Source organism: Pantoea sp. X-Soil-OKNW-556, assembly GCF_059730695.1.
This window is the reverse complement of sequence record NZ_AP035990.1, coordinates 770,438-783,307: the sequence shown is the minus strand read 5'-3', so window position 1 is coordinate 783,307 and position 12,870 is coordinate 770,438. Positions and strand designations below refer to the sequence as shown.

The window sequence follows — 12,870 nt, the reverse complement described above, 5'->3', positions numbered from 1 at the left end:
GCTGGATTGTCCAGAGCCAGCCGCGCAGCGTCAAGGCAAGATTTGTACACCAATGTTGACAAAGCGCTGACAATTTAAGCAAACCAAAGACACTGTATAAACATCCATGATACACTAAACGGGTTATCACACCCGGAGTTCCCGTGACCGATCCACGCGCAGGTTTTCTGCTTACCCGACACTGGCGAGACACCCCCACTGGCAGCGAAGTGGTGCTGTGGCTGGCTACCGACCGCGGCGCGCAGCGCTTAGTGTTGCCCGCTCAGGAGTCGGTGGCGTTTATTCCCACCGAATTTCAATCGCAGGTCGAAACGCTAATCCGCGACGAGCGCCACACGCGCATTCAGTCCCTGAAATTAAGAGATTTCCGTCGTCGTCCGGTGTTCGGCCTTTATTGTCGCAGCTATCGCCAACTGCAAAATCTGGAAAAACGCCTGCGGGACAATGGCATCCCGGTGTATGAAGCGGATATCCGCCCGCCGGAGCGCTATCTGATGGAACGCTTTATCACCGCGCCGGTGTGGTTCAGTGGCGACACGCGCGGTGACAGCGTAGTTAATGCGCGCCTTAAACCCCATACCGACTATCGCCCAGAACTAAAATGGGTGTCGCTGGACATCGAAACCACCGAACATGGCGAACTCTACTGCATCGGGCTGGAAGGTTGTGGCCAGCGTCAGGTGTATATGCTCGGCCCGCCCAACGGCGATGCCAGCGCGCTTGATTTCGAACTGATTTACGTTGATAGCCGCCCGCAACTGCTGGAGCAACTTAATGCCTGGTTCGCCCGCCATGAACCTGATGTCATTATCGGCTGGAACCTGGTGCAATTCGACCTGCGCGTGTTGCAAAAACACGCCGATCGTTATGGCATTCCGCTGCGTCTGGGACGCCAGCAACAGCCGCTGGAGTGGCGCGAGCATGGTTTTAAACCCGGCGTCTTTTTTGCGCAGGCCACCGGGCGCCTGATTATTGACGGCATCGAGGCGTTAAAATCCGCCTTCTGGGATTTCCCCTCCTTCAGTCTGGAAGCCGTTTCGCAGGCGTTACTGGGTGAAGGCAAAGCCATTGATAATCCGTGGCAACGCATGGAAGAGATCAACTGGCGCTTCGCCAGCGATAAACCGGCGCTGGCGCGCTATAACCTGAAAGATTGCGAACTGGTGACGCGCATTTTCCATCATACCGCCATCATGCCGTTCCTGCTGGAACGCGCTACGGTGAATGGGCTGGCGGTCGATCGCCACGGCGGTTCAGTGGCGGCATTTGGTCATCTCTACATTCCACGTATGCATCGCGCCGGGTTTGTTGCGCCTAATCTCGGCGAAGTGACGCCGGAAGCCAGCCCCGGTGGTTACGTGATGGATTCGCGTCCCGGCCTGTACGATTCGGTGTTGGTGCTGGATTACAAAAGCCTCTATCCATCGATTATCCGTACTTTCCTGATTGATCCGGTGGGACTGGTGGAAGGGCTGGCACATCCTGCTGATGCCGATTCAGTACCCGGTTTTCGCGGTGCACGCTTTTCCCGTGCCACCCACTGCCTGCCCGCGATCGTTGAGCAGATCTGGCAGGGACGTGAGCGGGCAAAACTCGACCACAACAAACCACTGTCGCAGGCACTGAAAATTATCATGAACGCTTTTTACGGCGTGCTCGGCACCAGCGCCTGTCGCTTTTTCGATCCCCGCCTCGCGTCCTCCATCACCCTACGCGGGCACGCTATCATGCAGCAAACGCGTGAACTGATTGAAGCCAAAGGCTATGACGTGATTTACGGCGACACCGATTCAACGTTTGTCTGGTTGAAGGGGGCGCACAGCGAAGAACAAGCGGCGGTAATTGGTCGTCAGTTGGCCGAACACGTCAATGGCTGGTGGCAGGAACATTTGCAGCAAACCTATGGCCTGAGCAGTGCGCTGGAGCTGGAGTACGAAAACCATTTCAGTCGTTTCTTAATGCCTACCATTCGCGGTGCGGAACAGGGCAGTAAAAAGCGCTATGCTGGTCTGATTCGCACCGACGACAGTGAACGGCTGGTGTTCAAAGGGCTTGAATCGGTACGCACCGACTGGACCCCCCTGGCGCAACAGTTCCAGCAAACCTTGTATGGTCGCATCTTTCGCGGTGAACCCTGGCAGGATTATATCCGGGATACCGTGGCGCAATTGCTGGCAGGCGAACTTGATGATCAGCTGGTCTATAAAAAGCGCCTGCGCCGCCCGCTCAAAGATTATGAGCGCAACGTGCCACCGCATGTTCGCGCCGCGCGCCTGGCGGATGAGGTCAACCGCAAACTGAGGCGGCCGTTGCAGTATCAGAACGGCGGCACCATTCGCTATGTCATCGCCACCGCAGGCCCGGAGCCTCTGGAAGCGCGCCATACGCCGCTCGACTATGATCACTATGTGACGAAGCAGTTGCAGCCCGTGGCGGAAGGCATTTTACCCTTCGTCGGCGATGATTTTGCTACACTGATTACCGGGCAGTTGGGGCTTTTTTGACAGGTGACGAATGCCCTGCCATCCAGTACCATAGCGCCCTTCCTGAATCTCACCGCATCCACACGCTGCCCAAACCCTTTCGTTTGGCGGTACGGTTTTGCCTGAGAGCAGGTGCACATCTTCATGACATGACAGAGAATCGAACAGGAATTATATGGTTTTTACACTGGGTCAACGCTGGATTAGTGATACGGAAAGTGAACTGGGACTGGGCACGGTAGTTGCGCTGGATACGCGCATGGTCACACTGATGTTCCCGGCAACCGGCGAAAACCGCCTCTATGCCCGTAATGATTCTCCTGTTACCCGCGTGATCTTCAATCCGGGTGATACCGTCACCAGCCATGAAGGCTGGCAGATGCGCGTCGATGACGTCCGTAACGAAAATGAGTTAATTACCTACATCGGCACACGTCTCGACACCGAAGAATCCAACGTGCTGATGCGCGAAGTGATGCTCGACAGCAAACTGGTGTTCAGCAAACCCCAGGATCGCCTGTTCGCCGGACAGTTGGATCGCATGGACAGGTTTGCGTTGCGCTTCCGCGCCCGTAAATATCAGAGCGAGCAGTACAACCTGCCGACCAGCGGTTTACGTGGTATGCGCACCAACCTGATCCCACATCAGCTGCACATTGCGCACGATGTTGGCCGTCGCCATGCACCGCGAGTGTTGCTGGCTGACGAAGTGGGTCTGGGTAAAACCATCGAAGCCGGGATGATCATCCAGCAACAGTTGCTGGCTGGACGTGCGGAGCGCGTGCTGATTGTGGTACCGGAAACCCTGCAACATCAGTGGCTGGTGGAGATGCTGCGCCGCTTCAATCTGCGCTTTGCGCTGTTTGATGATGACCGCTACACCGAAGCGCAGCACGACAGCGATAACCCATTTGATACCGAGCAGCTGATCATCTGCTCGCTCGATTTTGTCCGCCGTAATAAGCAGCGTCTGGAACTGCTGGCCGATGCTGCGTGGGATCTGCTGGTGGTTGATGAAGCACACCATCTGGCATGGAGTGAAGACGCACCGAGCCGTGAATATCAGGTCATTGAGCAGTTGGCGGAACAGACGCCTGGCGTACTGCTGCTGACCGCGACACCGGAACAGCTCGGTTTGGAGAGCCATTTCGCCCGTCTGCGCCTGCTCGATCCTAATCGCTTCCACGATTTCAGCCAGTTTGTAGCTGAACAGCAGCACTATCGCCCGGTAGCCGATGCGGTAAGCACCCTGCTGGCCGACAAAGCGATCTCCAAAGATGAAATGAACCTGATCAACGATCTGGTCGGTGAGCAGGACATCGAACCGCTGTTGCAGGTGGCAAACAGCGATCGCGAAGGCAAAGAAGATGCACGCAAAGAACTGATTTCTATGTTGATGGACCGTCACGGCACCAGCCGCGTGCTGTTCCGCAACACCCGTAACGGCGTGAAAGGTTTCCCGAAACGCGAACTGCATCAGATCCGCCTGCCGCTGCCGGCGCAGTACCAAACGGCAATTAAAGTCTCCGGCATTATGGGCGCACGTAAAAGCGCGGAAGAACGCGCCCGTGACATGCTGTACCCGGAGCAGATTTATCAGGAGTTTGAAGGTGACAGCGGCACCTGGTGGAACTTCGATCCGCGCGTTGAGTGGCTGATGGGCTACCTCACCAGCAACCGTAAAGAGAAAGTGCTGGTGATTTGTGCCAAAGCCGCCACCGCCCTGCAACTGGAACAGGTGCTGCGTGAGCGCGAAGGTATCCGCGCCGCCGTGTTCCACGAAGGTCTGTCAATCATCGAACGTGACCGCGCTGCGGCCTGGTTCGCCTCCGAAGAAGATGGCGCGCAGGTGCTGCTGTGTTCGGAAATCGGTTCTGAAGGCCGCAACTTCCAGTTCGCCAGCCGCCTGGTGATGTTTGATTTGCCGTTCAACCCGGACCTGCTGGAGCAACGAATTGGTCGTCTCGATCGTATCGGCCAGATGCACGATATTCAGATCCTGGTGCCGTGGCTGGAAAAAACCGCGCAGGCGGTGCTGTTGCGCTGGTATCACGAGGGTCTGGACGCGTTTGAGCACACCTGTCCAACTGGCCGCACCATTTACGACAGCGTCTACAGCCAGTTGATTGAATACCTTGCCGCGCCGGAAAATCCGCAGGGGCTGGATGAGTTCATCGTTGAGTGCCGCAAGCAGCATGACCAGTTGAAAGCCCAACTGGAACAGGGCCGCGACCGTCTGCTGGAGCAGAACTCAAATGGCGGTGAAGCAGCCCAGGCGTTGGCAGAAGCGATTGCCGAGCAGGATAACGACACCGGCCTGGTGAATTTCGCCCTCAACCTGTTTGATATCGTGGGTATCAACCAGGAGGATCGTAGCGATAACCTGATCGTGCTGACGCCGTCCGATCATATGCTGGTGCCGGATTTCCCCGGTCTGCCGGAGGATGGCTGCACCGTGACCTTTAACCGCAACCAGGCACTGTCACGCGAAGATACCCAGTTCATTACCTGGGAACACCCGCTGATCCGCAACGGTCTGGACCTGATCCTCTCCGGCGATACCGGCAGCTGTGCGCTGTCGCTGTTGAAAAACAAAGCGTTACCGGTTGGCACGCTGCTGGTAGAGATGATCTATGTGGTGGAAGCCCAGGCACCGAAGCATCTGCAACTGACCCGCTTCCTGCCGCCGACACCGGTGCGTTTGCTGATGGATCGCACCGGCAACAATCTGGCCGGAAAAGTGGAATTTGAGAGCTTTAACCGTCAGTTAAACGCCGTGAATCGCCATACCGGCAGCAAGCTGGTGAATGCCGTTCAACAGGATGTGCATCAGATTCTGACGCTGGCGGAGAGCGCAGTGGTGCCGGAAGCGCAAGCGATTATCGCGGCGGCAAAAGCCGAAGCCGATGAGAAGCTGAGCGCTGAGCTATCCCGTCTTGAGGCACTGCGCGCCGTCAACCCCAACATCCGTGATGACGAGGTTGAGGCGCTGGAAAGCAACCGTAACCAGGTGCTGGCAAGCCTCGGTGACGCGGGCTGGCGTCTGGATGCGCTGCGCCTGATCGTGGTGACGCATCAATAATTGACCGGGGCCGCAAGGCCCCCTTACGGAATGGCTGATGGAACCTTATAACCCGCCGCTTGAACCCTGGCTGCATATCCTTTATCAGGACGATCACATCATGGTGGTCAATAAGCCGAGCGGTTTGCTGTCGGTGCCGGGTCGCCTCGATGAGCACAAAGACAGTGTGATGACACGGATCCAGCGTGATTACCCGCAGGCTGAATCAGTGCATCGTCTGGATATGGCCACCAGCGGCGTTATTGTGGTGGCGTTGAATAAAGCGGCCGAGCGTGAGCTGAAGCGGCAATTCCGTGAACGCGAGCCTGCCAAACAATACGTGGCGCGCGTCTGGGGCCATCCGGCTGAAGAAAAAGGCTTAATTGATTTGCCGCTGATTTGCGACTGGCCAAACCGGCCAAAGCAGAAGGTGTGTTTTGAAACCGGCAAACCGGCGCAAACCGAGTATCAGGTGCTGGCATATGATGACGACAACAGCGCCAGGGTGCAGCTGAAGCCAATTACCGGACGTTCGCATCAGTTACGTGTGCATTTGTTGGCGCTGGGGCATCCGATTCTTGGTGATCGCTTTTACGCTTCGCCAGAAGCGCTGGCGATGGCATCGCGCCTGTTGTTACATGCGGAATCGCTGACCATAACCCACCCGGCGTTTGGCAACAGTATGACGTTTCGCCAGCCAGCAGATTTCTGACAACCTTAGCGGCGCGATTTATCGCGTGGGTTTGTGCCGCCATTGGGAAACGGCCGCGCGATAAATCGCGCCGCTACGCCGGAGCAAGGATTTATTTAAATCCTTTTTCCTTACGAATCAGATCGTAAGCCGCCTGAATTTCCTGCGCTTTCTGCTTCGCCATCTCCATCATTTGTGGCGGTAGCCCTTTCGCCACCAGCTTGTCAGGATGATGTTCCGCCATCAGCTTACGGTAGGCGCGCTTGATCGTGGTGCTGTCATCGCTGCTTTTCACCCCCAGCACGCTACAGGCATCTTCCAGCGTCGGGCCACGTTTAGCCTGCTGATACGCGCCGCCACCATACGATGAACCGCCACCACCAAATTGCTGGCCGCCTTCCATCATGCGCAGGAACTGGTCAAACTGCATTTTTGAGATGCCCAGCTCCTCGGCGATCACATACAACACCTGACGTTCGTTGGGATGCAGTGAACCATCAGCGAAGGCGGCCTGGATCTGAATTTCCAGAAACATCCGAATCAGATCAAAGCGACCAAAGCAGGCGCTGCGCAGCTCACGCAGTTTATTGCGTAACGGATAGTCGCCCTGCTTACCTTCACGGAAGGCTCGCTGTGCCGCAGTGCGCGCATCGCCATGCAGCTGCATACGATCCATCAGTAAAGATGCAATCTGGATATCCGCCTCGGTCACGCGTCCTTTTGACTTGGTCAAATGGCCCATTACCTGAAAAGTGGTACTAAAAAACAGTGTCTGGCGGGTTTGGTTGTTAGCGAAATAGCCTTGTCCCTGAACGCTGCGCACCTTATCAAACATGTGACCAATGATCAGACCCAGTACAATGCCCCAAAAGCCCAGTCCGGAAAGTAAGCCCAGAGCCAGACCAATTACTTTTCCCCAGTAGCGCATAAACTCCTCAATTCGCCATGCTTGCGGCTGAAAATTGCATTATCATACCTGTCATTTATCTCAGCGCCTAACGGCAACGCGGACAGAAAAGGATTAACACTGGCGCATCGCCGGGCAGTAAGTTAGTCTCTGACCGGATTGTCGGCATGATGCCAGTTTTCATGGAATTATCGAAACCGCGTATGAAAAAACGTATACCTACCCTGCTGGCTACCATGATTGGTGCAGCGATATACAGTCAGCATTCCCTCGCCGACGACTTAATGTCGCAGTGTATGCTGGGCGTGCCGAGCTTTAACCGTCCGCTGGTTAATGGCGACACGAATTCGCTGCCCGTGACGATTCATTCTGACTCGTCCAAAGGCACCTATCCCAACGACGCGGTATTCACCGGTAACGTCGATGTGCAACAGGGAAACAGCCGCCTGACTGCCGATGAAGTGCAGTTGCATCAGCGTCAGCAGGAAGGGCAAACCGCGCCGGTTCGTACCGTCGATGCGCTGGGTAATGTGCACTATGACGACAATCAGGTCATCCTGAAAGGTCCGAAAGCCTGGTCGAATCTGAATACCAAAGATACCAACGTCTGGAACGGTAACTATCTGATGGTAGGCCGTCAGGGACGTGGTGATGCCGATCAGATGAAACTGCGTGGCAACAATCGTTATACCATCCTCGAAAACGGCAGCTTTACCTCCTGTTTGCCCGGTAGCAACAGCTGGAGTGTGGTGGGTACAGAAATCATTCAGGACCGCCAGGAGGAAGTGGCGGAGATCTGGAATGCGCGCTTTAAACTTGGCAATGTGCCGGTTTTCTATAGCCCCTACCTGCAACTGCCGATTGGCGATCGTCGCCGCTCTGGCTTCCTGATCCCGAATGCAAAATACAGCAGCACGAATGGTTTCGAGTTCATGCTGCCGTACTACTGGAACATCGCACCGCAGGCCGATGCCACCATTACGCCGCACTATATGAGCAATCGTGGCCTGCAATTGCAGAATGAATTCCGTTATCTGACCCAGTTTGGTGCGGGTTTGATGGAGCTGGATTATCTGCCATCCGATAATCAGTACGATAAAGACAAAGCGGTGCGTGGTATTGCGCAGGATGCCAGCTCCGATCGCTGGTTGTTCTACTGGCGCCACGCTGGGGTGTACGATCAGCACTGGCGTTTCAATGCCGACTATACCAAAGTCAGCGATCCCTATTACTTCAACGACTTAACGTCAAAGTATTACAGTTCGACTGATGGTTACGCCACGCAGAAATTCAGCGTTGGCTATGCCGATACCAACTGGGATGCCACACTCTCAACCAAAGATTTCCAGGTATTTGGCACCACCAGCAACAGCAACGTCTATCGCGCGATGCCGCAGCTCGATCTGAATTACTATCAGAACGATATCGGGCCGTTTGATGGCCGTATTTTCGCGCAGGCGGTGAAGTTTACCAACGTAAATAGCCGAATGCCGGAAGCAACGCGTCTGCATATTGAACCGACGCTGGATCTGCCGCTGTCAAACGGCTGGGCCAGCCTGGATACCGAAGCCAAGTTCCTTGCTACCCATTATCAGCAGGATAGCCTCGATTATTACAACAGCTCAAGCTACACCCGGACCTCCAGCGGCCTGCTGAAAGACTCCGTTAACCGTACGCTGCCGCAGTTTAAGGTCGATGGTCGTCTGGTATTTGACCGCGATATGGATTGGGCTGAGGGCTATACCCAGACGCTGGAACCGCGTGTCCAGTATCTCTACATCCCGTACCGCGACCAGAGCGCTATCTATCCGTACGATTCAACATTACTGCAAACCGACTATACCGGCTTGTTCCGTGACCGCACTTACAGCGGCCTCGATCGCATCGCCTCAGCCAATCAGGTCGCAACCGGTGTTACCACGCGAATTTATGATAACGATCTGGTTGAACGTTTTAACGTTTCTGTTGGTCAAATCTACTCGTTTACCCCATCGCGGACTGGCGTTGAGCAGATCGACGATGAAGATGAGACCGGTAGCCTGATCTGGGCCGGTGACACTTACTGGAAAGTGAGCGATCGCTGGGCCGTGCGTGGCGGGCTGCAATATGATACCCGTCTCGATAACATCGCTCAGGGCAATGCGGTACTCGAGTATCGTCAGGATGCCGATCGTATGGTGCAGCTGAGTTATCGCTACAGCAGCCCGGAATACGTCGCGCAAGCACTGAATGACTCCAGCCTGCTGACTAACCCGATCTACAAAAACGGGATCTCTCAGGTCGGAGCAACCGCCAGTTGGCCGATTGCTGACGCCTGGTCGCTGGTCGGTGCGTATTACTACGACACCCGCAACAGCAAACCGGCTGACCAGTTGGTGGGTCTGCAATACAGCTCCTGCTGCTATGCAATCCGTGTCGGTTACGAGCGCAAAATCAACGGTTGGGAAAACAACAATAGTAAGTATGACAACCAAATCTCATTCAACATTGAGCTGCGTGGCCTGAGCTCCAACTATGGCTTAGGCACCCATGACATGCTGCGTCAGGGCATCATCCCTTACCAGCAGGCTTTCTGATGTTGTGATGTTTGACAGGCTATCCCGCAGTGCGGAAACAACAATGGATAAAGTATGAAGAACTGGAGAATGCTGATTCTTGGTGTGGCGATTGCCGCTAACACTGCGTTCGCAGCCCCGCAAATGGTAGATAAAGTTGCCGCCGTCGTGAATAACGGCGTGGTGCTGGAAAGTGACGTTGATAGCATGCTGCGCACGGTGAAAGCACAGGCACAGCAGGCCCATCAGCAACTGCCTGATGACAATACCCTGCGTCATCAGATCCTTGAGCGCCAGATCATGGATAGCATTGTTTTACAGATGGGTGAAAAAGCAGGTTTGCAGATAAGCGATCAACAGCTGGATGAAGCTATCCAGAATATCGCCGGTCAGAACCATATGACCCTTGATCAACTGCGCAGCCGCATTGCCTACGACGGTATTAACTACAACGAATACCGTGCGCAGATCCGCAAAGAGATGATGATCTCTGAAGTGCGTAACAATGAAGTGCGCCGCCGCGTGACCATTCTGCCGCAGGAAGTGGATACCCTGGCGAAGCAGATTGGTTCACAGAACACCCAGGGTACTGAGCTGAACGTCAGTCAGATCCTGCTGCCACTGCCGGAAAACCCGACCCAGCAGCAAGTTGACGATCAGGAAGCGCTGGCCCGTCAGTTAGTGGGTGAACTGAAAAAAGGGGCCGATTTTGGCAAGCTGGCTGTGACCTATTCTGCTGATCCGCAGGCGCTGAAAGGCGGCAACATGGGTTGGAGCAAAATTGAAGAACTGCCGACCCTGTTCTCCCAGGCGCTGGCCACCGCGCAGAAAGGCGATGTCGTCGGTCCGATCCGTTCAGGCGTGGGCTTCCATATCCTGAAAGTGAACGATCTGCGTGGTGAGAGCAAAAATATCTCCGTCACCGAAGTGCACGCACGTCATATCCTGCTGAAACCGTCGCCGATCCTCACTGACGATCAGGCACGCGCTAAGCTGGAAGAGATTGCTGCGGATATTCGCAGCGGGAAAATTACCTTTGCCGCCGCCGCTAAACAGTATTCAGACGATCCGGGGTCTGCGAATCAGGGCGGCGATCTGGGTTGGACCTCGCCGGAGGTGTTCGATCCTGCCTTCCGTGATGCGCTGATGCGCTTGCAGAAAGGCCAGACCAGCCAGCCGGTTCACTCCTCTTTCGGCTGGCATCTGATTCAGTTGCTGGATACCCGTCAGGTTGATAAGACGGATGCGGCGCAGAAAGAACGTGCCTATCGCTTGCTGTTTAACCGTAAATTCGCGGAAGAAGCACAGACCTGGATGCAGGAACAACGCGCCAGTGCTTACGTGAAAATTCTGGACAACAATGGTCAGTAATTATCGTGTAGTTATCACTCCCGGCGAACCCGCCGGGATTGGTCCTGACTTAACCGTTCAACTGGCCCAGCGTGACTGGCCGGTTGAGCTGGTGGTGTGCGCTGATGGTGAACTGCTGCGTCATCGCGCAGCTCAGCTTGGTTTACCGCTGACGCTGCGTGATTACCAGCCCGGTGTTGCGGCGCAACCGCAACAGGCTGGCTCGCTGACGTTGCTCCAGATTGATACTGCGCAAGCGGTCATACCGGGTGAACTGGCGGTGGCTAACAGCCACTACGTGCTGGAAACGCTGGCGCGCGCCTGTGATGGCTGCCTTAACGGTGAATTTGCCGCGCTGATTACCGGCCCGGTTCACAAAGGCGTGATCAATGATGCCGGCATCCCCTTTACCGGGCATACTGAGTTTTTCGCCGATCGCGCTGGCGGCGACCGCGTGGTCATGATGCTGGCTACCGAAGAGCTACGGGTAGCATTGGCTACGACCCATCTGCCACTTAAAGATGTGTCGGCGGCAATCACCCGTGACAGCCTGCATGAAGTGATCACCATTTTGCATCGTGATATGCAGCAAAAGTTCGGCCTGCCGAACCCTCATATTTTCGTCTGCGGCCTGAATCCGCACGCTGGCGAAAGCGGCCATATGGGCCGTGAAGAGATCGATACTATCATTCCGGCCCTGGACGAATTGCGTCAGCAGGGCATTCAGCTGACCGGTCCCCTGCCCGCTGATACCCTGTTCCAGCCCAAATACCTGCAACATGCAGATGCGGTGCTGGCGATGTATCACGACCAGGGCTTACCTGTACTAAAATTTCAGGGGTTTGGCCGGGCGGTGAATATCACGCTGGGCCTGCCCTTTATCCGTACCTCGGTTGACCACGGCACCGCGCTGGAACTGGCCGGTCTGGGTCAGGCGGAGCCGGGCAGCTTTATTACGGCGCTTAACCTCGCCATCACTATGATCAAGAGCAGTAATGAATAATCGCGTCCATCAGGGGCATTACGCCCGTAAACGTTTCGGGCAGAACTTCCTGAACGATCAGTATATTATCGACAGCATCGTCTCCGCTATTCATCCGCAGAAGGGTGAAGCCGTGGTGGAGATCGGTCCCGGCCTCGGCGCATTGACGGAGCCAGTGGGCGAGCGTCTGGATGCGCTGACCGTGGTAGAACTGGACCGCGACCTTGCCGCGCGTTTACAAACTCACCCGTTTCTTGGCCCCAAGCTGACCATCTTCCAGCAGGATGCAATGACCTTTGATTTCTCCGCATTGGCGCGTGAGAAAGGCCAGCCGCTGCGTGTGTTTGGTAACTTGCCGTACAATATCTCCACCCCGCTGATGTTCCACCTTTTCAGCTATACTGGTTCGATTAAAGACATGCACTTCATGCTGCAAAAAGAGGTGGTCAACCGTTTGGTGGCCGGACCGGGCAGTAAAGCCTACGGTCGACTCAGCGTGATGGCGCAATATTATTGTCAGGTGATTCCGGTGCTGGAAGTGCCGCCACAATCATTCACGCCACCGCCTAAAGTGGACTCCGCGGTGGTACGCCTGGTGCCTTATGCCCAGCCGCAACATCCGGTCAGCGATGTGCGTCTGTTAAGCCGCATCACAACCGAGGCGTTCGGCCAGCGCCGTAAAACGCTGCGTAATAGCCTCGGTCATCTGTTTGCTGCCGGCGCGCTGGATGAACTGAATATTGATGCCACCCTGCGTGCAGAGAACGTCACGGTAGCTCAGTATTGTCAGCTGGCCAACTGGCTTGGCAACCATCAGGCAGAGAATCCGGAGAACTGAGTG

The 12,870-nt window shown here is 55.5% G+C and carries 8 protein-coding genes; 7 read left to right on the top strand and 1 reads right to left on the bottom strand.

Features of this window, described 5'->3' with window-relative positions; genetic code table 11:
* Window positions 1–143: 143 nt before the first annotated feature.
* The 3 genes from polB to rluA all read left to right on the top strand — a co-directional run bounded on the left by polB (window position 144) and on the right by rluA (window position 6,256).
* A complete protein-coding gene (polB, locus tag AC6I8T_RS03460; RefSeq protein WP_497833506.1) occupies window positions 144–2,504 on the top strand; it encodes a DNA polymerase II in 2,361 nt (786 codons plus the stop codon).
* 154 nt (window positions 2,505–2,658) lie between these two features.
* Window positions 2,659–5,565, top strand: a complete 2,907-nt coding sequence (rapA, locus tag AC6I8T_RS03455; RefSeq protein ID WP_208724770.1) for an RNA polymerase-associated protein RapA — start codon at window positions 2,659–2,661, stop codon at window positions 5,563–5,565.
* A 37-nt stretch (window positions 5,566–5,602) separates the two neighbouring features.
* Window positions 5,603–6,256 carry a bifunctional tRNA pseudouridine(32) synthase/23S rRNA pseudouridine(746) synthase RluA gene (rluA, locus tag AC6I8T_RS03450; protein WP_021184764.1) on the top strand — a complete coding sequence of 218 codons (654 nt, stop codon included), beginning with the start codon at window positions 5,603–5,605 and terminating at the stop codon, window positions 6,254–6,256.
* A 91-nt stretch (window positions 6,257–6,347) separates the two neighbouring features.
* On the opposite strand, the gene djlA is transcribed toward rluA, so the two are convergent.
* Window positions 6,348–7,163: a co-chaperone DjlA gene (gene djlA, locus AC6I8T_RS03445; RefSeq protein ID WP_208724769.1), complete on the bottom strand. Its 816-nt coding sequence runs from the start codon at window positions 7,161–7,163 to the stop codon at window positions 6,348–6,350.
* 182 nt (window positions 7,164–7,345) lie between these two features.
* Between djlA and lptD the strand changes: the two genes are divergently transcribed.
* The 4 genes from lptD to rsmA are packed head-to-tail and all read left to right on the top strand — an operon-like array spanning window position 7,346 to window position 12,867.
* Entirely contained in the window at window positions 7,346–9,718 is a 2,373-nt protein-coding gene (lptD, locus tag AC6I8T_RS03440) for an LPS assembly protein LptD (RefSeq protein ID WP_497833505.1), read from the top strand.
* A 54-nt stretch (window positions 9,719–9,772) separates the two neighbouring features.
* On the top strand, window positions 9,773–11,068 hold the full coding sequence (gene surA, locus AC6I8T_RS03435) for a peptidylprolyl isomerase SurA (RefSeq protein ID WP_021184767.1): 1,296 nt from the start codon (window positions 9,773–9,775) through the stop codon (window positions 11,066–11,068).
* A complete protein-coding gene (gene pdxA, locus AC6I8T_RS03430) occupies window positions 11,058–12,050 on the top strand; it encodes a 4-hydroxythreonine-4-phosphate dehydrogenase PdxA (RefSeq protein ID WP_208724767.1) in 993 nt (330 codons plus the stop codon). The genes surA and pdxA overlap by 11 nt, the downstream gene beginning before the upstream one ends.
* On the top strand, window positions 12,043–12,867 hold the full coding sequence (gene rsmA / locus AC6I8T_RS03425) for a 16S rRNA (adenine(1518)-N(6)/adenine(1519)-N(6))-dimethyltransferase RsmA (protein ID WP_021184769.1): 825 nt from the start codon (window positions 12,043–12,045) through the stop codon (window positions 12,865–12,867). The genes pdxA and rsmA overlap by 8 nt, the downstream gene beginning before the upstream one ends.
* Window positions 12,868–12,870: the final 3 nt, after the last annotated feature.